This window comes from Streptomyces sp. NPDC052016 (assembly GCF_044548445.1).
Taxonomy (GTDB): domain Bacteria; phylum Actinomycetota; class Actinomycetes; order Streptomycetales; family Streptomycetaceae; genus Streptomyces.
Window position 1 is genome coordinate 85,894 of sequence record NZ_JBIUBX010000023.1, and the last position, 20,965, is coordinate 106,858.

Genomic DNA, 20,965 nt, shown 5'->3' on the forward strand with positions numbered 1-20,965 from the left:
CCGTGGCCATCACCAGAGCGGCCTCGCACGAGGAGGGCACGGCCCCGCGGGGATCCGACGACCCGCAGGATCACGATCCCCAGCATCCCGGCGGCCCCGACGAGTCCGGCATCCCTCGGGACTCCCGCGGCCCTGATGACCCAGGCCGCCCCACATCGCACGACTCCCATGAGCCGGGCAACCACCCCGCATCTCCCGGCGCCGCCCGTGAGTCCGGCAGCACCCAGGAACCCCGGCGCCTCACCTCCCCCCTCGTTCTGACCGCGCTCCTGCTCCTCCTGGTGCTGGTGCAGGGCCCGCTCCGCCGCGCCCTCTCCGCCCCGGTGATGCAGAGCTGGACGACGGTCTTCGTGGCGGTGGTCGTGCAGGCGCTGCCGTTCCTCGTCCTCGGCGTCCTGCTGTCGGCGGCCATCGCCGTGTACGTCCCCCCGTCCTTCTTCGCCCGCGCCCTGCCCCGCAGCCCCGCGCTGGCGGTGCCGGTGGCGGGCGCCGCGGGCGCGGTGCTGCCGGGCTGCGAATGCGCGTCGGTCCCCGTCGCCGGCGCCCTGGTCCGCCGGGGCGTCACCCCCGCGGCGGCCCTCGCCTTCCTCCTGTCCGCCCCGGCCATCAACCCGATCGTCCTGACGGCCACGGCCGTCGCCTTCCCCGGCGACCCCGAAATGGTCCTGGCCCGTTTCGTCGCGAGCCTGCTCGTGGCGTGCGCGATGGGCTGGCTCTGGCACCGCCTGGGCCGCACGGACTGGCTGCGCCCGCCGACGCACGCGCCGCACGAGGGGCAGAGCAGGGGGGCGGCGTTCTGGGACTCGGTGCGGCACGACGTGATGCACGCGGGCGGCTTCCTCGTCGTGGGCGCGATGGCGGCGGCGACCCTGAAGGCGGTCGCCCCGGAGAGCTGGCTGCGCACGGCCGCCGACAACCCGGTGGTGGCGGTGCTGGCGCTGGCCGCCCTGGCCGTGGTGCTGTCCCTCTGCTCGGAGGCGGACGCGTTCGTCGCGGCGTCCCTGACCCAGTTCTCGCTCACGGCCCGGCTCACCTTCCTGGTGGTCGGCCCGATGATCGACCTCAAACTGTTCGCGATGCAGGCGGGCACCTTCGGCCGTGCCTTCGCCCTGCGCTTCGCCCCCGCCACGTTCTGCCTCGCCGTCGCCGTGTCGGCCCTGACCGGGGCGGTGCTCCTGTGAACCGTCAGGCCCAGGCAGCGGTCCTGTTCCTCCTCGGCGCGAGCCTCCTGCACGCCGGCGCCACCGACCTCTACCTGCGGTACGTCAAGGCGGGCCTGCAGCCCCTCCTCCTGGCGTCGGGCGCGGTCCTGATCGCCACGGCGCTGGCGACGGCGTGGTACGAGTGGCGCAAGGCCAAGGAGCCCGAGGAATCACACTCGCACCCCGAACCCCGAGTCTCCTGGCTCCTGCTTCTCCCCCTCCTGGCCCTGATCCTGGTGGCGCCGCCGGCCCTCGGCTCCTACAGCGCGACCCGCACGGGCACGGCCCTCCAGGAACCCGTCGCCTACCCCGCGCTCCCCGCCACCGATCCGCTCCCCCTGGCGGTGGCCGACTACGCGGGCCGCGCGGCCTACGACCACGGCCGCACCCTCACCGGCCGCCGTGTCGCGCTCACCGGCTTCGTGACCCTCGACGAGGACGGCACGCCGTACCTGGTCCGCATGACCCTCAACTGCTGCGCCGCGGACGCCCAGCCGGTCAAGGTGGGCCTCACCGGCCGCATCCCCCCGGTCCTCCAGCCGGACACCTGGCTGCAGGTCACCGGCACCTACACCCCCCGGCTGACCCGCGACCCGGTGAACGACGGCCCGATCCCGTTCCTCGAGGTCGCCACCGCGAAGCCGGTGACGGCACCCCGGGACCCGTACGACGAGACCTGGAACAACTGACGAACCAGGTACGACCGCGAAACCTGGAACGACTGACGAACCCGGATCGACTGACGAACCCGGATCGACTGACGAACCGGGAACGACAGACGACCCCGGAACGACAGACGAATCCGGAACTACTGACGAACCCGGAACGGATGAAGGACGCCGTCGAGGCCGGCCCGTCACCTCCCCTGGTACGGCTGCTGCTGCGGCTGCCCGTACGGCTGACCGCCGAACCCGCCACCGCCCTGCACCTGCAACTGCTCCGCCTGCTCCCTGGTCACCTTCTGTTCCGCGCCGCAGAAGGTGCACTGCGTGGCGTACTTCGTGGAGACCGGGAACAGGGGCACGAAGAACAGGGTGAACTTCGTGACGCGCTTCCTGAGCGTGTGCGCGGCGGGGTTGCCGCAGCGGCCACAGACCAGCGTCAGTATCGCGAGCTGGTACAGGTACCCCTTGGTGCCGAAGATGATCATTTGTCGGGTCCTTCCTGGATCGGTCTGTTCAGATCCTCTCCCGGCTTTCCCTCACAGGTCACCGAAAACGAGCCAGGGCCTGGTGCGCCGGACGCCCGCGCCGCCCGACCGATGAGTTTCCGGCCGCCCGCCGGTCCTGAAGTGGAGAGCACAAGCCCTGGAGGCGACCATGTTCGACACGACGAAGGCGTACAGCGGATTCTCGGTGGACGACATCGACGCGGCCAGGAAGTTCTACGGCGAGACGCTCGGACTCCGCGTGTCCGAGCAGGGAGGCATGCTGACCCTGCACATCGCGGGCGACCGGGACATCCTGGTCTACCCCAAGCCCGACCACACCCCGGCCACGTACACGATCCTCAACTTCCCCGTCGACGACATCGAGGCGACGGTGGACGAGCTGAGCAGGAGGGGTGTGCGTTTCGAGCGCTACGACCACCTCGAAGCGGACGAGAAGGGCATCTTCCGCGGCGGCGGCCCGCTGATCGCGTGGTTCACCGATCCGGCCGGGAACGTCCTGTCCGTCCTCCAGGAACCCGCGTAGCACGTGGGACGCAGGCCACGTGAGACATGGGGCCTGCGAAGGAGACCGCAAGGAAACCGACGACGACCAGGACCGCCCGACGCCGGCCCCCACGCCCCACCCAGGGACGGCGGTCAGACGGGCCGGCGGACGGGCGGACGAGCCACCGATCGCCCATTGGCCCGCGACCCGGACACAGCGCTGCTGAGAAGGTGCACCCCTGATGCGCCGTACTTCTAGGAGACGCCATGCAGGTAGCCGTGGTCACCTTCGACGGGTTCAACGAGCTCGACAGCTTCATCGCCTCCGCCCTGATCAACCGGTGCCGAAAGGACGGCTTGGAGGCCGTCATCACGACACCGACGCCGGTGGTCACGTCGATGAACGGCGTCGAGGTGACCGGCCAGCGCCCGATGGAGTTCGTGACCGAAGCCGACGTCGTGCTGATCGGCAGCGGGGTGAAGGCACGCGAGGTGGTCGCCGACGACCGGCTGATCTCCAGGCTGCCGCTGGACCCCTCGCGACAGCTGATCGGTGCGCAGTGCTCCGGCGCGCTGGTGCTCGCCCGGCTCGGACTGCTGGACGGCATGCCCGCCTGCACGGACATGAAGAGCCGGCCCTTCGTCGAGGCCTACGACGTCACCGTGCTGGACGCGCCCTTCCACACCGAGGGGAACATCGCCACGGCGGGCGGTTGCCTGGCGTCGCAGTACCTCGCCACATGGGTGATCACTCGAACGCTAGGTGAGGACGCCGCGCGTGACGTCATCGACTATGTGGCCCCGGTCGGCGAGAACCGGGAAACAGTCGACCGCGCCCTGCGCGCCGTCCACACGGGCGAAGCAGCACTACGCTGACGCGGACCCATGAATCTTGGGGCCTTCGGTGTGCCAGGGCCTCAGGAAGTCGTGTTCTGGGGCCGCCGGCCAAGAACGCAGAACTCGTTGCCTTCGGGGTCTGCCATGACAACCCACGGCTGGTCACCCTGGCCGATGTCGACACGCTTGGCGCCAAGAGCCTCGAGGCGAGCCACCTCGGCGTCCTGGTCATCGGGCACGAAGTCGAGATGCAGTCGGCTCTTGGCCTTCTTGGCCTCATCAAGCAGAACGAACTCCAACCCCGGCGAGCGATCCGCCTCCGGACGGATCGCGAACTCCACATCAGAGGTGTGGACCACAACCCAGCCAAGAGCCTCGGCCCACCACTGCCCCAGAGCCGCGGGGTCTGCCGAGTGCACCACTACATGCCGCCATTCCAAGGTCATTAGCCGAGCGTAGACCTGTCAGGACTCAGACAACAGGGCTCAAGGACGCCGAGGGAACCGACGCCGACGAGTCCCTCACGCGGACAGCCAGGCACACGAAACAGGTGAGGCGCCTACTCATCCGAGTAGGCGCCTCACCTGCTGTCTCACTGTCGGGGTGGCGGGATTTGAACCCACGACCTCTTCGTCCCGAACGAAGCGCGCTGCCAAGCTGCGCTACACCCCGATGTCGCTGCTTGTCCTGCTTGTCGCGGCGACGTCGTTTACTTTAGCCCACCGGTGGCTCCAGACGAAATCCGGTTTTGGCACGGTGGGCGGACGGGGTTGGGGCGGACGTGGTCCACGGCCACCAGGACGAGTGCGAGGGCGTAGAAGGACAGGCCCAGGAGCAGCGCGTTGGCGAGGGTGTGCTTGTAGCCGTGGGCGGCCGCGTCGAGGAAGGGGTAGAGGTGGCGGCCGGGGGTGCCCGGGGTGATCAGTTCCGCGCGGATCAAGGAGTAGCCCAGGAAGGCCAGGGGGTACAGCAGCCACGGCGCGGTTCGGCGCAGGCGCAGGCGGCCGGGGGGTGTCAGCAGCAGCCAGTCCAGGACGGCGGCGGCCGGCGTCACCGTGTGCAGCAGGTGGTCCGCGACCGCGTGCCGGCCCGTCGGAGCGCCGGTCGTGCCCGTCACGGAGAACGGGCTCGCCGCGTCCACCAGGAGCAGGTGGTACACCAGCCCGGTGATCAGGACGTAGAGCAGCGCCGCACCTGTCCAGGCGGAGGGAACCGGGCGGCGGGCCGTCCACGCGCGGTAGGCCGACAGGGCCGTGACCATGGCGAACAGGATGCCGCTCTGGACGGCGAAGTGGCTCAGCACGCGCGCCGGACTGCCGAGCAGCAGTGCCAGAGCGACGCCGGCCGCCGCTGTCGCGGCGATCAGCAGGCGGAGCACCGCGGCCAGGGGGCGGCGTACCGGGGCCACCACCGCCGAGGCGGGGACGAGGGAGAAGAGGAGGGAGGGGAGGAGCGCGTGGGGCCGGGGGATGGGCGGGAGGTCCGGCAGGTCCCTCGGTATCGGGGCGGTCATCCCCTCACGCTAGGAAGAGGGGGCAAATGGGGCCATCCGGGTGCGCCCATATGGGGGAGCGGGGATGGGCGGCGATGCGGAGGGGGGCCTTGCCCCTGCCCCCTATGGCCCCTGCCCCCCATTGCCCCTGCCCCCTACTCCCGCCCCACCAACGTCAGCAACGTCGCCTCCGGCGGGCACGCGAACCGTACCGGTGTGTAGCGGTTCGCTCCGCAGCCCGCGGAGACGTGCAGGTACGCCGTGCGGCCCTCCGCCGTGTGCGTGGAGAGGCCCTTCACGCGGTCCGTGTCCAGGTCGCAGTTGGTGACCAGCGCGCCGTAGAAGGGGATGCACACCTGGCCGCCGTGGGTGTGGCCGGCGAGGATCAGGGGGTAGCCGTCCGCCGTGAAGGCGTCCAGCGTGCGCAGGTACGGTGCGTGCACCACGCCCATCGAGAAGTCAGCCGAGCGGGACGGGCCGCCGGCCACCTCGGCGTACCGGTCGCGCTTGATGTGCGGGTCGTCCAGACCCGTGAGCTCGACGGACACGCCGTCGACCTTCAGCGTGCCGCGCGTGTTGGTCAGGTTGAGCCAGCCCGCGGCGTCGAAAGCGTCGCGCAGGTCCTCCCAGGGGTTGTGGACCACGCCGACGGCGGGCGGGTTGCCGTTCAGACCGTGGCGGCCCTGGACCTTCTCGAGCAGGTAGCGGGCGGGGTTGCGCGGCTTCGGGCCGTAGTAGTCGTTGGAGCCGAAGACGTACGCGCCCGGGAACTCCATCAGCGGGCCCAGCGCGTCGAGGACCTCCGGGACGCCCTCCGTGTCGGAGAGGTTGTCGCCCGTGTTGATCACGAAGTCGGGGCGCAGGCCGGCCAGGGAGCGCAGCCAGCGCTGCTTCTTGCGCTGGCCGCTGACCATGTGGATGTCGGACACCTGCAACACGCGCAGGGGGCGCATCCCGGCGGGGAGGACGGGGACCGTCACCCGTCGGAGGCGGAAGAAGCGGGCCTCGAAGCCCGCCGAGTACAACAGACCGGCGGCACCAACCGCCGCGATTCCTACAGGTACTCCGTATCGCGCGCGCATACGTCCATCGTGTCAGACCCGACGGCCGTCACATGATCGCCCCTTAAATGTACGGGCGTCGGGCTCCCCGCACCTGCGACAATCAACGACATGACCACGCTCAAGTCGAAGCTGCAGGAAGACCTCAACGCCGCGATCAAGGAGCGCGACGAGCTCCGCTCCTCGACGCTCCGGCTGACGCTCGCCGCGATCACCAAGGAGGAGGTCGCGGGCAAGGAGAAGCGCGAGCTCTCCGACGACGAGGTGCAGAAGGTGATCACCCGTGAGGCGAAGAAGCGGCGTGAGGCGGCCGACGCCTTCGCGCAGGGTGGTCGCGCCGAGCAGGCCGCGCGGGAGCAGGCCGAGGGCGAGGTCCTTGCCGCGTACCTGCCCAAGCAGCTCAGCGACGACGAGCTGAACGACATCGTCGCCCAGGCCGTCGAGGAGGCGAAGGCGGCCGGCTCGGAGGGGCCGCGGGCCATGGGTGCCGTGATGAAGATCGTGAACCCGAAGGTGGCCGGTCAGGCCGAGGGCGGCCGCGTCGCCGCCGCGGTCAAGAAGCTCCTGGCCGGCTGATCCGGCTGATCCGGCTGATCCGGCTGGTCCTGCTGATCCGGCCGACGGAACGACGAACGGCCCCGGCCTCTCGTACGGAGAGGCCGGGGCCGTTCGTCATGCAGGGCCGTTCGTCGTGAGCCGGACCGCTCGGGCGTCCGGCCCCGGGGTCAGCCGCGTCCCCGGCCGCCGGACCCGTTGCTCCCGCCGTTGGTCTGCCCCTGGAACAGGTTGTCCGGGAGGGTGATGCCGCCGGTGGTGTTGCCGGTCGTCGTGCCGCCGTTGATCAGGCCACCGATGAAGCCCTCGTCGCCGTCGCCGTTGCCGTTCCCGTTGCCCTTGTCGTTCTCGTCGCGGGGCTTTTCGGGGTTCGGGATGTCGACCATGTTGAAGCGGGGGGCTTCCTTGCCCTGGAGGGCGCCGGTCATGGCGTCCCGCCAGATGGGGCCGGGCGTGTCACCGCCGTAGACCTGGGCGTGGTAGACGCCGCCGATGGTGATGCGGGTCATCTTGACCTTCTGGGTGGCGCTGCCGACCCAGACGGCGCCCGAGAGGTTCGGGGTGTAGCCGACGAACCAGGCGTTCCTGCGCTCGTCCGTCGTGCCCGTCTTGCCGGCGTTGTCGCGGCCGGACAGACCGGCCTGCTTGCCCGTGCCGGAGTCGGTCACACCGCTCAGCAGCGTGTTGATGCTGTCCGCGGTCTTCTCGCTCATCGCGCGCGAGCAGGTCGACTTCGGGACCTCCAGCGACTTCTTCTCGCCGCCGACGGTCTGGGTGATCGACTCGATGGCGACCGGCGTGCAGTACATGCCGCGGCTGGCGAAGGCGGCGTACGCGCTCGCCATCGTCAGCGGCGAGAGGCCGGTCGAACCGAGCGTCATCGACGACGGCACCTCCGGGACCTTGTCGCCGTTGCCCTGGACCACGCCGAGGGCGTTGGTCATCTTCACCACCGGGCACATGCCTATGTCGGCGAGCATCTGCACGAAGTAGGTGTTGACCGACAGCTCCATGGCCTTCTTCAGCGCGTACGGCCCGACCTCGGACTCCGCCTCGTTCTCCAGCTTGGCGTTGCCGGTGTTGACCCAGGGCTTGCCGCTGCACGTCTGCACCTGGCTCGGGTAGGGCATCTCGTACGGCGCGGGGTACGTCTGCGTCACCGGCCGGCCCTCCTCCAGGGCGGCCGCGGCCACGAACGGCTTGAACGTCGAGCCGGTCGGGAAGCCGAAGTTCGAACCGCCCATGGCCGAGTTGACCGAGTAGTTGTACTCGGTCTCGTTCTTGCCGTAGCCGTACGGCTTCGACTGGCCCATCGCGAGGATCTTGCCGGTGCCGGGCTCGACGAGCGTGGCCGCCGCGGCGACCTTGTCCGACTTGTAGACGTGGTCCTTCAGCGAGTCCTGGACGGACTTCTGGGCCTGCGGGTCGAGCGTCGTCCGGATGGTGAGGCCGCCCTGGTTCCAGACCTTGGCGCGCTCCTCCTTGGTCTTGCCGAAGACCGGGTCGCTCTTGAAGACCCGCTCGACGTACTTGCAGAAGAAGCTGGCGCCCTGCACGGCGGTGATGCAGCCGTTCTTCGGCTGGGTGACCTTCAGGCCCAGTGGCGCCTTCTTCGCCTGCTCGGCCTGGGCCTGCGAGACGTCGCCGACCTCGGCCATGCGCTCCAGCACGACGTTACGGCGCTTCGTGGCCTCGGCCTCGTCGTTGACCGGGTCGTAGCGGCTGGGGGACTGGACGATGCCGGCCAGCAGGGCCGCCTCGGGCAGGGTGAGGTCCTTGGCGTGCTTGGAGAAGTACCGCTGGGAGGCGGCCTCGACGCCGTAGGCCTGCTGGCCGAAGAAGGTGATGTTCAGGTAGTTCTCGAGGATCTTCTTCTTGCCCAGCTCCTCCTCGACCTGGATCGCGTACTTCAGCTCGCGGATCTTGCGGCCGAGGGTCTGCTGGATGGCCTGCGCGACCTTCGTCGGGTCGTCGCCGGCCTCCTCCACGAAGACGTTCTTCACGTACTGCTGGGTGAGCGTGGAGGCGCCCTGGGCGACCCCGCCGCTCTGCGCGTTCTTGTTGAGCGCGCGCAGGACGCCCTTGAGGTCGACGGCGCCGTGCTCGTAGAAGCGCGAGTCCTCGATCGCGACGATCGCCTTCTGCATGTAGGGCGAGATGTCCTTGAGGTCGACGACCGTGCGGTCACGGGAGTAGACCGTGGCGAGCGTCTCGCCCTTGGCGTCGAGGATCGTGGTGCGCTGGCTGAGCGGCGGTGTCTTGAGGTTGGCCGGAAGTTCGTCGAAGGACTCCACCGACCCCTTGGCGGCCAGGCCCAGCGCGCCGAACGCGGGCAGGGCGATACCGGCCAGCACGGCTCCCGAGAGCACACTGACACCGAGGAACTTGGCGGCCTGCTGCGTTGCCGTCAGACCACCGCCCGAGCGCTTCTTTGGCATGAGGGCAGCCTACGTTCTCATTCGCCGGACACGCGTATATGCCTTGGCCTAAGCTGCTCTCGACTGTCACAGCAGCAGGGCTACGTATCAATACGTCCGGCGACCCCGAATCGTTCCGGAGGTTCCTCACTTTTTTGGTGGGGGCGTGTCCGAATCCGCCTTGAGTGTCACCCGGCGTCCGTTGTGACGCAACAGAACTGTCCCGTTTGCCGGGATAGTCGCGCATGTCGCAGGCTCACTCCCCCGGGTGATCTGCCGCTTACCCATAGTCCGTTCGGGCCATTCAAGATTGGGCCCGAAGGGGGTGTTGCGCTGTGCCCACCTTCCGTAACGTCCTCAACTGGCGGCGGTGAATATGCCGCTGCCGCCGTGGGGGAGCCTCGATTCGGGAGAGGACGGCGCCGGTATGGGCTGGGTAACCGACTGGAGTGCGCAGGCTGCCTGCCGCACTACCGATCCGGATGAACTGTTCGTTCAGGGAGCAGCGCAGAACAGGGCCAAGGCGGTGTGCACCGGATGCCCGGTACGCACGGAATGCCTGGCCGACGCGCTCGACAACCGTGTCGAGTTCGGTGTGTGGGGAGGCATGACGGAGCGCGAGCGCCGCGCACTGCTGCGCAGGCGGCCGACCGTCACGTCCTGGCGCCGGCTGCTGGAGACGGCGCGTTCGGAGTACGAGCGCGGCGCGGGCATCGTCTCGCTCGACGACGACCAGGTGTACGAGAACTACGCGGCGGTGAGCTGAGGGCACCCCTCCCCTCGGCGGGCAACCCTCGGCGCGGCCGGTCCAGCCGGCTCAGCCGCCGGGCAGCTCCGGCCGGTTGGCCGCGAGCCGGTTCCCGATGTCCCGCAGTCCCACGAGGTCGTGGACGTCGCCGGGCAGCGCCGCTACTTCGGCGACCGCCACCTCGGGATGGAGCGCGGTGAAACGGTCGCGCGTGCGCTGCTCGCGCGAGAGCAGGTGCATACGGTCCGCGTGCAGCCTCAGCAGGCCCGCGGTCAGGTCGTCCACGGTCCGTTCCGTGTCCGTGGGGGAGTCGGACTCGGATGCCGCGGATCCGGACGCCGGGGGCCCGGATGCGGGCGACTCTGAACTGCCGTACGTGTCGGGAGAGTTACGAAGTCCAGCTTTCCCGCCGTCCTGATCCACAATGCGGGGCTCCTCAAGATTTTCGGCGGCGGCGAGCGCCCGTTCGGCGGACAGCTGGGCGGCGCCGCTGCCATGGACCCGGTTGAGCACCAGTCCGGCCAGCGGCATCTCCTCGGCGGCCAGCCGCTCCACGAAGTACGCCGCCTCCCGCAGCGCGTCCCGCTCGGGGGCCGCCACCACCAGGAACGCCGTCCCGGGCGCCTGGAGCAGCTTGTACGTCGCGTCCGCGCGGGTGCGGAAGCCGCCGAACATCGAGTCCATCGCCGCCACGAACGTCTGCACGTCCTTCAGCAGCTGACCGCCGAGCACCTTGCCGAGCGCGCCGGTCATCATCGACATCCCGACGTTGAGGAACTTCATCCCGGCTCGGCCGCCGACCTTGGCGGGGGCGAGCAGGACACGGATCAGCTTGCCGTCCAGGAACGATCCGAGCCTCTTGGGCGCGTCCAGGAAGTCCAGCGCCGAACGGGACGGCGGGGTGTCGACGACGATCAGGTCCCACTCGTCCTTCGCCCGCAGCTGCCCCAGCTTCTCCATCGCCATGTACTCCTGCGTGCCCGCGAAGCCCGCCGAGAGCGACTGGTAGAAGGGGTTCGACAGGATCGCGGCAGCCCGCTCGGCGTCCGCGTGCGCCTCGACGATCTCGTCGAAGGTGCGCTTCATGTCGAGCATCATCGCGTGCAGTTCGCCGTCGCCCTCGACGCCCTTCACACGGCGCGGGGTGTTGTCGAGCGAGTCGATGCCCATGGACTGCGCGAGCCGGCGCGCCGGGTCGATGGTGAGCACGACCACCTTGCGGCCCCGCTCGGCCGCCCTGAGGCCCAGCGCGGCCGCCGTCGTCGTCTTGCCGACACCGCCCGAGCCGCAGCACACCACGATGCGCGTCGCCGGGTCGTCGAGCAGCGGGTCGATGTCCAGCACGCGCGCGGGGGAGAGGCCGTGCCGGGTGCTCCCCTGGTCGTGAGTCTGGTCCGGACTCATGACATCCCCTGCTTCCGCAGCTCGGTGGCGAGTTCGTACAGGCCCGCGAGGTCCATGCCCTCGGCGAGCAGCGGCAGTTCGTGCAGCGGCAGACCCAGCTCGGCCAGGACGGACCGCTGCTCCTGCTCCAGCGAATACCGCTCGGCGTACTCCCCGGCCTGCTCCAGCAGCGGGTCCACCAGCCGCTCGGCGTGCCCGCCGCGCCGCGCCCCGCCGAGCCCCGCGGCGGACAGCGATCGCGCAACCGAGGAACGCCCCACCGTCCGCAGGAGTTCCAGCTCGTCCGCGTCCAGCACCTCCGGACGGACCATGTTGACGACGATGCGGCCCACCGGGAGCCTCGCGGCCCGCAGTTCGGCGATGCCGTCCGCGGTCTCCTGGACGGGCATCTCCTCCAGCAGCGTCACCAGGTGAACAGCGGTCTCCGACGACTTCAGCACCCGCATCACGGCCTGCGCCTGATTGTGTATCGGGCCGATCCTGGCCAGGCCCGCGACCTCGTCGTTGACGTTCAGGAAGCGGGTGACGCGGCCTGTCGGCGGGGCGTCCATGACGACGTAGTCGTATACGAAACGCCCGCTCCTGTCCTTGCGGCGCACGGCCTCGCACGCCTTGCCGGTGAGGAGTACGTCCCTCAGCCCGGGCGCGATGGTGGTGGCGAAGTCGATCGCGCCGAGCTTCTTCAGGGCCCGGCCGGCGCTGCCCAGTTTGTAGAACATCTGGAGGTAGTCCAGAAGGGCCAGTTCGGGGTCGATGGCGAGGGCGTACACCTCCCCGCCCCCGGGTGCGACGGCGATCTTGCGCTCCTCGTACGGAAGCGCCTCCGTCTCGAAGAGCTGTGCGATGCCCTGCCGGCCCTCGACCTCGACGAGAAGCGTCCGCTTCCCCTCGGTCGCGAGGGCCAGCGCGAGTGCGGCGGCGACCGTCGTCTTTCCGGTCCCGCCCTTGCCGCTGACGACCTGGAGCCTGCTCACGTCTTCGAGCGTAACCAGTCGGCGCCCGAGCCAATCGGGAGGCTGTGGACAACGGGCGTACGGACCCGTGTCCCAGGGGCCGGGAACCGGCCGCGCGGCCTGAAACGAGCCACGCGGTCCACAGCGGATACAGTCGGCCCATGACCAAGTGGGAATACGCAACCGTGCCGCTGCTCGTCCACGCCACGAAGCAGATTCTGGACACCTGGGGCGAGGACGGCTGGGAGCTCGTCCAGGTCGTGCCCGGCCCGAACAACCCCGAGCAGCTCGTGGCCTACCTGAAGCGGGAGAAGGCGTGAGCGCGGTCGAGGCGAGGCTCGCCGAGCTGGGCCTGACCCTGCCGGCGGTCGTCCCTCCGCTGGCGGCCTACCAGCCCGCCGTGCAGACCGGGCCGTACGTGTACACGGCCGGCCAGCTGCCCATGGTGGACGGCAAGCTGCCGGTCACCGGCAAGGTCGGCGCGGAGGTCACCCCCGAGGAGGCCAAGGACCTCGCCCGCATCTGCGCGCTGAACGCCCTGGCCGCCGTCAAGTCGGTCGCGGGCGACCTGGACCGCGTCGCGCGCGTGGTGAAGGTCGTGGGCTTCGTCGCCTCCGCCTCCGACTTCACGGGCCAGCCGGGCGTCCTCAACGGCGCGAGCGAACTCCTCGGCGAGGTCCTCGGGGACAAGGGCGTCCACGCGCGCAGCGCGGTCGGCGTCGCGGTGCTCCCCCTGGACGCACCGGTCGAGGTCGAGATCCAGGTCGAGTTGGCGTAACCCGGGTGCCGGTGCCGGTGCCGGTGCCGGTGCCGATACCGGTGCTGATACCGATGCCGGGTGCCTGGGGCTGAGTGCTTGGGGCTGGGGGTCGTCCGGCGGTTGGCGTCCGGTGGCTCCTGGGCCCGGCGGCGGCAGGCTCGTTCGTACGGCGTACCCGCGGAGGCGCTGCCAAGCCGTGGCCGGGGCCAAGGTCGGGGGTAGGGTCGGCGCGTGCCGTGCCGTGCCTGGCCGGGCGGAGCGCTCGGGTGGGTGGCCGTAGTCCGGGAGTGGGCGCCCGTACGGGTACGTGTCCGCCCTCTACATGCTCGCCTTTGTGCCCGCCTGCCCCAGGGCAACCGGGCACTACTCGACCGGCCTGGCGGGCTTCAGCCCCCCTCGGGGGCGACGCCCGCGCGTGGGAGCCGCCTTGTGTGTCGGCTTTCGTGCTGCCCGCGTCGGTGCCGGCGCTTCCGGAGCGCACGCAGCGGGCCGTACTGCCCCCAGCAGGACCTGCCCGCCTGGCCCGTCGGTCGCTGCGGCCGACGGCCGTCAGCCGACCGCTCCCGTGTCCCCGTTGCCGGTGCGCCCCGAACGCGCCGCCCCGCCCGTGCCGGACGTCCGGGCTCCCGACGCCCGCCCGCGCGGCCCCGCCCCGACGCCCGCCCGCGCCGCCCCGGCGGCGCCCGCGCGCGGCGCCGCCCTGGAGCCCCGCGCTTCCGACGCCCGCCCGGCATCGCCCCGCCCCGGCCCCCTCCCCCCAGGCACCTCTCGAACATTCGCGCACCACGGGATAGCCTCCGGCCATGGCGAATGGGCAGTGGTTTCCAGCGGACTGGCCGGACCGTATCCGTGCGCTCGCGGACGGCACCCTGGAGCCGGTCGCCCCGAAACGTGCGGCGACCGTCATGCTGCTGAAGGACGGGGACGGCGGTCCCGTCGTCCACATGTTGCGCAGACGGGCCTCCATGGCCTTCGCCGGAGGCGCGTACGCCTATCCGGGTGGTGGTGTCGACCCGCGGGACGACGACCGGCACGTGCGCTGGGCGGGTCCCACGCGCGCGTGGTGGGCCGATCGGCTGGGTGTGGACGAGGCGGGCGCCCAGGCGATCGTCTGCGCGGCCGTACGGGAGACGTACGAGGAGGCGGGCGTCCTGCTGGCCGGGCCGACCCCCGAGTCGGTCGTCGGGGACACGACCGGCGCCGACTGGGAGGCCGACCGGGCGGCCCTGGTGGCCCGTGAGACGTCCTTCGCGGAGTTCCTCGAGCGCCGGGGCCTGGTGCTGCGCTCCGACCTGCTGGGCGCCTGGACGCGATGGATCACCCCGGAGTTCGAGTCCCGCCGCTACGACACCTGGTTCTTCGTCGCCGCCCTCCCCGAGGGCCAGCGCACCCGCAACGCCTCCACGGAGGCCGACCGCACCGTCTGGATCCGCCCGGCGGACGCGGCGGCCTCGTACGACAAGGGCGAACTGCTGATGATGCCGCCCACCATCGCGACCCTCCGTCAGCTTGCGCCCTGGGCCACGGCCGCCGAGGCCCTGGCCGCCGCTCCCGCGCGCGACCTCACTCCCGTGCTGGCGCGGGCGCGGCTCGAGGACGGCGAGGTCGTGCTGTCCTGGCCGGGCCACGACGAGTTCACCAAGCACATCCCCACAGGTGGAGCACCCGCATGACGGACGCAGCAGCCCTTCCCGGCCGGCCTCGCGGGGGTGTCCTCTCCGGTCCCGCCACCGCCCGCGCGGTGAACGTCCTCGCGCCCAACGCCTCCGCGATGACCCTGGACGGCACGAACACCTGGATCGTCTCCGAGCCCGACTCCGACCTGGCCGTCGTGATCGACCCGGGCCCCCTGGACGACGGCCACCTGCGCAGGGTCGTCGACACCGCCGAGAAGGCCGGCAAGCGTGTCGCCCTGACCCTGCTCACACACGGCCACCCCGACCACGCAGAAGGCGCCGCCCGCTTCTCCGAGTTGACCGGCACCAAGGTCCGTGCCCTGGACCCGGCGCTGCGGCTGGGCGACGAGGGACTGGCCGCCGGTTCCGTGATCACCGTCGGTGGCCTGGAGCTACGGGTCGTCCCGACCCCCGGTCACACCGCCGACTCCCTCTGCTTCCACCTCCCCGCCGACCGCGCGGTCCTGACCGGCGACACCGTCCTCGGCCGCGGTACGACGGTCGTGGCGCACCCCGACGGCCGCCTGGGCGACTACCTGGACTCCCTGCGGCGGCTCAGGTCCCTGACGGTCGACGACGGCGTCCACACGGTCCTCCCGGGCCACGGCCCCGTGCTGGACGACGCCCAGGGCGCCGTCGAGTTCTACCTCGCCCACCGCGCCCACCGCCTCGCCCAGGTCGAGACGGCCGTCGAGGACGGCTACGGCACCGCCGCCGAGGTGGTCGCGCACGTCTACGCCGACGTCGACCGCTCCCTGTGGCCCGCGGCGGAGCTGTCCGTACGGGCGCAGATGGAGTACCTGGAGGAGCACGGCCTCATCTAGCCCTCTCCACCCGGCCGCCCACTCCGCCGGCCGTCCGGTCCGTCCGCGTCACCCGGTCCCGGTCGGTCTGGCCGCCTTGACGCCGTGCACGCGCGCGTACTCCCCGGCGAGCCACGGTCCGAGGTCGTCGAGGTACGAGCGCAGGACGGCCGGGTCCCCGGCCGGCTCGTAGCCGCGTACGGCCGCTGCCCGCACCTGCGCCGCACGCGCGGGGTAGCACCCTGCGAACGCCTCCGCCATCTCGAACAGGTCGCTGGTCCAGCCGTTCCAGCGGGGCATGACCAGGGTGAACGCGGTGCGCACGAGGTGGCGGGACATGAACCGGACGAGGGGCCGGCGGGCCTCCTCCGTGTCGGCGGCCCCGGCGACGCGCTCCCGCCAGCGCGGCAGGAGCAGGGCGAGGTCGCCATTGGTCTCGCGCGCGAGCAGCGAGTCGGGGCGGTAGCGGGGCAGGTGCTCGGCGAGGTCGTCCCCGAGGAGGGGCGTGCACAGGCACGCCACGAAGAAGCCCAGGTCGTGGGTCTCCAGGTCGCTCAGCAGGCGGGCGCGGCTGTAGAGCAGCGTTCCGCCGCCGTCGATCTGCGGGAACTCCTCGTCGAGCGCCTCGACCAGCGCACGGCCACCGGCCCGGTCCGCCTCGGTCGGCTCGTCGTGCAGGGCGACCAGGAGGTCCAGGTCGCTGCGCCCCACGCGCGCGGTGCCGCGCGGGACCGAGCCGTAGAGGTACGCGCTGTGCAGCCGCGGCCCGAAGAGGTCCGGGAGCCGGTCCCGGGCGGCGGCGACGACGGGGCGGAAACCGTCGGGCACGCGCGCGAGGGAGCCTTCGCGGGCGATGTGGCCCTGTGTGTCGAGTCCTCTGCGGTGCGGGGTTTCGGCCATGCGGTCACTGTGCACCGGGCCGGCCCCGGATGCTCGGAATTTCGGTGCGGGTCAGCGGGACACCGCCAGTCAGGCCGCCGGGACCGGGGCCGGCCCCGGGGCCGTACGGGACGGTGCGGAGGTCCAGGGGCGGGCTCCCCCGGAAGGGGGGTTACCGGCGCCCCCGGAAACGGGTTACCGCGAACGCTTGGCGAGCCGCTCCACGTCGAGCAGGATGACCGCTCGCGCCTCCAGGCGGAGCCAGCCGCGCTGGGCGAAGTCGGCAAGGGCCTTGTTCACGGTCTCGCGGGAGGCGCCGACGAGCTGGGCCAGCTCCTCCTGCGTGAGGTCGTGGACGACGTGGATGCCCTCCTCGGACTGCACGCCGAAGCGGCGGGAGAGGTCCAGCAGGGCGCGGGCTACGCGGCCGGGCACGTCGGAGAAGACCAGGTCGGACATGGCGTCGTTGGTCTTGCGCAGGCGCCGGGCGACGGCGCGCAGGAGCGCGGCGGCCACCTCGGGGCGGGCGTTCAGCCAGGGCTGGAGGTCGCCGTGGCCCAGGCCGAGCAGCTTGACCTCGGTCAGCGCGGTCGCCGTGGCCGTACGCGGGCCCGGGTCGAAGAGCGACAGCTCGCCGATGAGCTCGCCGGGTCCGACCACGGCCAGCATGTTCTCGCGGCCGTCGGGGGACGTGCGGTGGAGCTTGACCTTGCCCTCGGTGACGACGTAGAGCCGGTCGCCCGGGTCGCCCTCGTGGAACAGGGAGTCGCCACGGGCGAGCGTCACCTCACTCATGGAGGCGCGCAGCTCCGCGGCCTGCTCGTCGTCGAGAGCCGCGAAGAGCGGGTTGCGCCGCAGAACGTCGTCCACGAGTTCTCTCCTTGTCGACCTGCTCAGGGGAACTTGCTCCCCCGTTGTGTCAGGGGACCGTGTTCCCCATTTTGCCGGACGGTCCAAACAGTGTGATCTGTCACAAGGATGCCGCACAGGTGTCCCGGGGTAAGCGGCAGGGGTCCAATTGGGGGCTGATCTTGTGGGTCCGGGGCGGATGTCGGTGGGTGGCTTTAGGCTGGCCGGGTGTCCAAGTCGCCGGTGAAGCACAGGCCAAGGGGGCTGAGCGGGTGGTTGTACGTCGCGATTCCGCTGTGGGCGAACATGGCTCCGGCGGCGAGGACAAGTCGGCCGGGAAGGCGGCAAAGGTGACGAAGAAGGCGCCCACGCGGAAGACGGGGGCGGCGCCTGCGAAGAAGACGGCGACGGCACGTGCGAAGACGACGGTGACGCCGTCCGCGAAGAAGGTGGCGACGGCTCCTGCCGAGAAGGTCGCGGCGGTCCGGAAGCCCGAGTCCCGTACCGCTCTCGTCCGCCGCGCCCGCAGGATCAACCGGGAGCTCGCCGAGGTCTACCCGTACGCCCACCCCGAGCTGGACTTCGAGAACCCCTTCCAGCTGATCGTCGCCACGGTGCTGTCGGCCCAGACCACCGACCTCCGGGTGAACCAGACGACCCCCGGCCTCTTCGCGAAGTACCCGACCCCCGAGGACCTGGCCGCGGCCGACCCGGAGGAGGTCGAGGACATCCTGCGCCCCTGCGGCTTCTTCCGGGCCAAGACCAGGTCGGTGATAGGGCTGTCGAAGGCCCTGGTGGAGGAGTTCGGCGGCGAGGTCCCCGGGAAGCTGGAGGACCTGGTCAAGCTGCCCGGCGTCGGCCGCAAGACCGCCTTCGTGGTGTTGGGCAATGCGTTCGGCCGGCCGGGGATCACCGTGGACACGCACTTCCAGCGGCTGGTGCGGCGCTGGCAGTGGACCGAGCAGACCGACCCCGACCGGATCGAGGCCGAGATCGGCACGCTCTTCCCCAAGAGCGACTGGACGGACCTCTCCCACCACGTCATCTGGCACGGCCGCCGCATCTGCCACGCCCGCAAGCCCGCCTGCGGCGCGTGCCCCATCGCCCCGCTCTGCCCGGCGTACGGCGAGGGCGAGACGGACCCCGAGAAGGCCAGGAAGCTCCTGAAGTACGAGAAGGGCGGCTTCCCGGGACAGCGCCTGAACCCGCCGCAGGCCTACCTGGACGCCGGCGGCAGGCCGGCTCCGCCGCTGGGGGCCGGGTGACGGCTGTGGTCCGCCGGGCGCCCTCCCGGCGCCCTCTGCGGAACGATCTAGGGCGCCCGGGGCGTTGGACCGGAGGAGCGGGGGTGGTGTGCGGTGACACGGGCGAGTGACACGCAGGGTGGTGCGGTGACGGTCAGCAAGGAGGGGCTGCCGGGCTGGCTGGAGCCGGTCGTGCGTGCCGTGGAGACGGTGGAGCCGCTCCAGCTGAGCCGGTTCCTGCCGCCGGAGGACGGCGCGGGGCGCCAGTCGGCGGTGCTGATCCTCTTCGGTGAGGGCGAGCGTGGCCCGGAGCTGCTGCTCATGGAGCGGGCCAGCTCCCTGCGGTCGCACGCCGGTCAGCCGTCCTTTCCGGGCGGCGCCCTCGACCCGGAGGACGGCGATCCGCACGGCGACGGGCCGTTGCGGGCGGCCCTGCGCGAGGCCGAGGAGGAGACCGGCCTCGACCCCGCCGGCGTCCAGCTCTTCGGCGTGCTGCCCAAGCTGTACATCCCGGTCAGCGGCTTCGTCGTGACGCCCGTCCTCGGCTGGTGGCGGGAGCCCAGCCCGGTCGGAGTGGTCGACCCCAACGAGACCGCCCGCGTCTTCACGGTCCCCGTGGCGGATCTCACGGACCCCGGCAACCGCGCCACCACTTTCCACCCGAGCGGTCACCGCGGCCCGGCATTCCTGGTCGAATCGGCGCTCGTGTGGGGCTTCACCGCAGGCCTGATCGACCGCCTGCTGCACTACGCGGGGTGGGAGCGCCCCTGGGACCGTGAGAAGCAGGTCCCGCTCGACTGGCGGTCATGACAGGGTGTCCTCCGTGCTGTGTCTACCCGGGGCACACCCCCCGGACCTCCGGCCGACCTGCACTGGCCGGGGAAGAAAGAGGCGAGGCCTGAAACGGTGAACGTGCTGGACATCCTGTTGCTGGTCGCGGCCGTCTGGTTCGCGGTGGTCGGCTACCGCCAGGGCTTCGTCGTCGGCATCCTGTCGGTGATCGGGTTCCTGGGCGGCGGCCTCGTCGCCGTCTACCTGCTGCCGGTCATCTGGGACGCGCTGACCGACAACTCCGAGGTGAGCACGACCGCCGCCGTCGTCGCGGTCGTCGTCGTGATCGTCTGCGCCTCCGTGGGCCAGGCCCTGACCACCCATCTCGGCAACAAGCTGCGCCGGTACATCACCTGGTCCCCGGCCCGCGCGCTGGACGCGACGGGCGGCGCGCTCGTCAACGTCGTCGCCATGCTGCTCGTGGCGTGGCTGATCGGTTCCGCCCTCGCCGGCACCACCCTGCCCACGCTGGGCAAGGAGGTCCGCAACTCCAAGGTGCTGCTCGGGGTGGCCCGCGCGCTGCCCGACCAGGCCGACACCTGGTTCGCCGACTTCTCCTCCGTCCTCGCGCAGAACGGCTTCCCGCAGGTCTTCAGTCCGTTCTCCAACGAGCCGATCACGGACGTCCGGCCACCGGACCCGGCCCTCGCGGGCAGCGCGGTGGCCACGCGCGCGCAGCGCTCCATCGTCAAGGTCACGGGCACCGCGGAGAGCTGCGGCAAGGTCCTGGAGGGCACCGGCTTCGTCTTCGGCGAGCGCCGCGTCATGACCAACGCGCACGTCGTGGGCGGCGTCGACGAGCCCACCGTCCAGATAGGCGGCGAGGGCCGCAAGTACGACGCCACCGTCGTGCTGTACGACTGGAAGCGCGACATCGCCGTCCTCGACGTACCGAACCTCGACGCGCCCGTCCTGCGCTTCACCACCGAGGACGCGGCGAGCGGCGACAGCGCGATCGTCGCGGGCTTCCCGGAGAACGGCGCGTACGACGTGCGGTCCGCGCGCGTGCGCGGGCGCATCACGGCCAACGGCCCGGACATCTACCACCGCGGCACCGTCCGCCGTGACGTCTACTCGCTGTACGCGACCGTCCGCCAGGGCAACTCCGGCGGCCCGTTGCTCACGCCCGACGGCAAGGTGTACGGCGTGGTCTTCGCCAAGTCCCTCGACGACGCCGACACCGGCTACGCGCTCACCGCGGACGAGATCCGGGACGACATCGCCCGGGGACGCACCGCCAACCAGGAAGTGGACAGCGACAACTGCGCGCTGTAGCGCGGGGGGTGTGTCGCAGGCGGGTGTGTCGCCGCGCGGAGCGTGTCACCCGCGCGGGTGACGCAGGCGTACCGAGACCCAGCGGGCCCGGCGGCGCAGGATATGCGGAATGCCCACCCGGAGGTCGCTGCCCGATTGCGGCGCGGTCCCTCGTTGGTGGGAGCTCAGGCCCGTGGCCGAGCGGCGGTTGCGTGCTACGTCACTGTAGTCGTGCGTCCAGCCCATACCCCGACGTCTGCCCCCGCCCCAAGGTCGATAACCGCCCGCGGGCCCGCCAATTGGCCTATGCGCCGGGCAATTGGCTGTTCGTAGTACAGGTGTTCAG

At 71.2% G+C, this 20,965-nt stretch carries 22 protein-coding genes, 1 tRNA gene and 1 pseudogene; 13 read left to right on the forward strand and 11 right to left on the reverse strand.

The window, feature by feature from the left end:
* Positions 1 to 2: 2 nt before the first annotated feature.
* The gene (locus tag ACIHAR_RS27005) at positions 3 to 1,181 is read left to right on the forward strand and encodes a permease (RefSeq protein WP_400022323.1); all 1,179 of its coding nucleotides are present in this window, start codon (positions 3 to 5) and stop codon (positions 1,179 to 1,181) included.
* A complete protein-coding gene (locus tag ACIHAR_RS27010) occupies positions 1,178 to 1,891 on the forward strand; it encodes a TIGR03943 family putative permease subunit (RefSeq protein WP_365467166.1) in 714 nt (237 codons plus the stop codon). Before ACIHAR_RS27005 ends, ACIHAR_RS27010 begins: the two co-directional genes overlap by 4 nt.
* A 167-nt stretch (positions 1,892 to 2,058) precedes the next feature.
* Here ACIHAR_RS27010 and ACIHAR_RS27015 read toward each other — a convergent pair whose 3' ends face one another.
* Positions 2,059 to 2,352: a zinc-ribbon domain-containing protein gene (locus tag ACIHAR_RS27015; RefSeq protein ID WP_365467168.1), complete on the reverse strand. Its 294-nt coding sequence runs from the start codon at positions 2,350 to 2,352 to the stop codon at positions 2,059 to 2,061.
* A 169-nt stretch (positions 2,353 to 2,521) separates the two neighbouring features.
* On the opposite strand from ACIHAR_RS27015, the gene ACIHAR_RS27020 reads away from it, so the two are divergent.
* Together ACIHAR_RS27020 and ACIHAR_RS27025 are read left to right on the forward strand one after the other, a co-directional pair.
* A complete protein-coding gene (locus ACIHAR_RS27020; RefSeq protein WP_388760481.1) occupies positions 2,522 to 2,896 on the forward strand; it encodes a VOC family protein in 375 nt (124 codons plus the stop codon).
* Positions 2,897 to 3,123: 227 nt separating this feature from the next.
* The gene (locus ACIHAR_RS27025; RefSeq protein WP_365467171.1) at positions 3,124 to 3,732 is read left to right on the forward strand and encodes a DJ-1/PfpI family protein; all 609 of its coding nucleotides are present in this window, start codon (positions 3,124 to 3,126) and stop codon (positions 3,730 to 3,732) included.
* 41 nt (positions 3,733 to 3,773) lie between these two features.
* Here the strand turns inward: ACIHAR_RS27025 and ACIHAR_RS27030 are convergent, their stop codons facing one another.
* From ACIHAR_RS27030 to ACIHAR_RS27045, 4 genes and pseudogenes are all read right to left on the reverse strand, one after another.
* Positions 3,774 to 4,139 carry a VOC family protein gene (locus ACIHAR_RS27030; RefSeq protein ID WP_365467173.1) on the reverse strand — a complete coding sequence of 122 codons (366 nt, stop codon included), beginning with the start codon at positions 4,137 to 4,139 and terminating at the stop codon, positions 3,774 to 3,776.
* 152 nt (positions 4,140 to 4,291) lie between these two features.
* Positions 4,292 to 4,365: transfer RNA gene (locus tag ACIHAR_RS27035), tRNA-Pro, on the reverse strand.
* Positions 4,366 to 4,407: 42 nt separating this feature from the next.
* A pseudogene (locus ACIHAR_RS27040) lies at positions 4,408 to 5,206 on the reverse strand (Pr6Pr family membrane protein).
* 134 nt (positions 5,207 to 5,340) lie between these two features.
* A complete protein-coding gene (locus ACIHAR_RS27045) occupies positions 5,341 to 6,267 on the reverse strand; it encodes a metallophosphoesterase (protein WP_400022324.1) in 927 nt (308 codons plus the stop codon).
* Positions 6,268 to 6,357: 90 nt separating this feature from the next.
* On the opposite strand from ACIHAR_RS27045, the gene ACIHAR_RS27050 reads away from it, so the two are divergent.
* Positions 6,358 to 6,822: a GatB/YqeY domain-containing protein gene (locus ACIHAR_RS27050; RefSeq protein ID WP_400022325.1), complete on the forward strand. Its 465-nt coding sequence runs from the start codon at positions 6,358 to 6,360 to the stop codon at positions 6,820 to 6,822.
* A gap of 149 nt (positions 6,823 to 6,971) precedes the next feature.
* Here ACIHAR_RS27050 and ACIHAR_RS27055 read toward each other — a convergent pair whose 3' ends face one another.
* On the reverse strand, positions 6,972 to 9,239 hold the full coding sequence (locus tag ACIHAR_RS27055; RefSeq protein WP_400022326.1) for a transglycosylase domain-containing protein: 2,268 nt from the start codon (positions 9,237 to 9,239) through the stop codon (positions 6,972 to 6,974).
* A 406-nt stretch (positions 9,240 to 9,645) separates the two neighbouring features.
* Between ACIHAR_RS27055 and wblA the strand changes: the two genes are divergently transcribed.
* Positions 9,646 to 9,984 carry a transcriptional regulator WblA gene (wblA, locus tag ACIHAR_RS27060; protein WP_264925002.1) on the forward strand — a complete coding sequence of 113 codons (339 nt, stop codon included), beginning with the start codon at positions 9,646 to 9,648 and terminating at the stop codon, positions 9,982 to 9,984.
* 51 nt (positions 9,985 to 10,035) lie between these two features.
* Here the strand turns inward: wblA and ACIHAR_RS27065 are convergent, their stop codons facing one another.
* Both ACIHAR_RS27065 and ACIHAR_RS27070 read right to left on the reverse strand, forming a co-directional pair.
* The gene (locus ACIHAR_RS27065; protein ID WP_400022327.1) at positions 10,036 to 11,370 is read right to left on the reverse strand and encodes an ArsA family ATPase; all 1,335 of its coding nucleotides are present in this window, start codon (positions 11,368 to 11,370) and stop codon (positions 10,036 to 10,038) included.
* Positions 11,367 to 12,344: an ArsA family ATPase gene (locus ACIHAR_RS27070; RefSeq protein ID WP_400022328.1), complete on the reverse strand. Its 978-nt coding sequence runs from the start codon at positions 12,342 to 12,344 to the stop codon at positions 11,367 to 11,369. Before ACIHAR_RS27070 ends, ACIHAR_RS27065 begins: the two co-directional genes overlap by 4 nt.
* A gap of 140 nt (positions 12,345 to 12,484) precedes the next feature.
* On the opposite strand from ACIHAR_RS27070, the gene ACIHAR_RS27075 reads away from it, so the two are divergent.
* The 4 genes from ACIHAR_RS27075 to ACIHAR_RS27090 all read left to right on the forward strand — a co-directional run bounded on the left by ACIHAR_RS27075 (position 12,485) and on the right by ACIHAR_RS27090 (position 15,583).
* Positions 12,485 to 12,643: a DUF4177 domain-containing protein gene (locus ACIHAR_RS27075; RefSeq protein ID WP_003967454.1), complete on the forward strand. Its 159-nt coding sequence runs from the start codon at positions 12,485 to 12,487 to the stop codon at positions 12,641 to 12,643.
* Positions 12,640 to 13,101, forward strand: a complete 462-nt coding sequence (locus ACIHAR_RS27080) for a RidA family protein (protein ID WP_365467212.1) — start codon at positions 12,640 to 12,642, stop codon at positions 13,099 to 13,101. The genes ACIHAR_RS27075 and ACIHAR_RS27080 overlap by 4 nt, the downstream gene beginning before the upstream one ends.
* Before the next feature lie 785 nt (positions 13,102 to 13,886).
* The gene (locus tag ACIHAR_RS27085; protein ID WP_400022329.1) at positions 13,887 to 14,756 is read left to right on the forward strand and encodes an NUDIX hydrolase; all 870 of its coding nucleotides are present in this window, start codon (positions 13,887 to 13,889) and stop codon (positions 14,754 to 14,756) included.
* Positions 14,753 to 15,583 carry an MBL fold metallo-hydrolase gene (locus tag ACIHAR_RS27090; protein WP_365467216.1) on the forward strand — a complete coding sequence of 277 codons (831 nt, stop codon included), beginning with the start codon at positions 14,753 to 14,755 and terminating at the stop codon, positions 15,581 to 15,583. Before ACIHAR_RS27085 ends, ACIHAR_RS27090 begins: the two co-directional genes overlap by 4 nt.
* A 48-nt stretch (positions 15,584 to 15,631) precedes the next feature.
* Here the strand turns inward: ACIHAR_RS27090 and ACIHAR_RS27095 are convergent, their stop codons facing one another.
* The gene (locus tag ACIHAR_RS27095; protein ID WP_365467218.1) at positions 15,632 to 16,462 is read right to left on the reverse strand and encodes a nucleotidyltransferase domain-containing protein; all 831 of its coding nucleotides are present in this window, start codon (positions 16,460 to 16,462) and stop codon (positions 15,632 to 15,634) included.
* A gap of 174 nt (positions 16,463 to 16,636) precedes the next feature.
* Positions 16,637 to 17,311 carry a Crp/Fnr family transcriptional regulator gene (locus tag ACIHAR_RS27100; protein ID WP_029382547.1) on the reverse strand — a complete coding sequence of 225 codons (675 nt, stop codon included), beginning with the start codon at positions 17,309 to 17,311 and terminating at the stop codon, positions 16,637 to 16,639.
* A 275-nt stretch (positions 17,312 to 17,586) separates the two neighbouring features.
* Here ACIHAR_RS27100 and nth point away from each other — a divergent pair, with 275 nt between their 5' ends.
* The 3 genes from nth (at position 17,587) to ACIHAR_RS27115 (ending at position 20,640) form a co-directional block, all read left to right on the forward strand.
* Positions 17,587 to 18,555 carry an endonuclease III gene (nth, locus tag ACIHAR_RS27105; RefSeq protein WP_400022330.1) on the forward strand — a complete coding sequence of 323 codons (969 nt, stop codon included), beginning with the start codon at positions 17,587 to 17,589 and terminating at the stop codon, positions 18,553 to 18,555.
* A gap of 93 nt (positions 18,556 to 18,648) precedes the next feature.
* On the forward strand, positions 18,649 to 19,344 hold the full coding sequence (locus ACIHAR_RS27110) for a CoA pyrophosphatase (protein ID WP_365467222.1): 696 nt from the start codon (positions 18,649 to 18,651) through the stop codon (positions 19,342 to 19,344).
* Positions 19,345 to 19,440: 96 nt separating this feature from the next.
* Positions 19,441 to 20,640 (forward strand): MarP family serine protease, encoded by a 1,200-nt coding sequence (locus tag ACIHAR_RS27115; RefSeq protein ID WP_384659539.1) that lies wholly within the window; start codon positions 19,441 to 19,443, stop codon positions 20,638 to 20,640.
* Positions 20,641 to 20,685: 45 nt separating this feature from the next.
* Here ACIHAR_RS27115 and ACIHAR_RS27120 read toward each other — a convergent pair whose 3' ends face one another.
* Positions 20,686 to 20,865, reverse strand: coding sequence for a hypothetical protein (locus tag ACIHAR_RS27120; RefSeq protein WP_365467226.1), 180 nt, complete (start codon positions 20,863 to 20,865; stop codon positions 20,686 to 20,688).
* Positions 20,866 to 20,965: the final 100 nt, after the last annotated feature.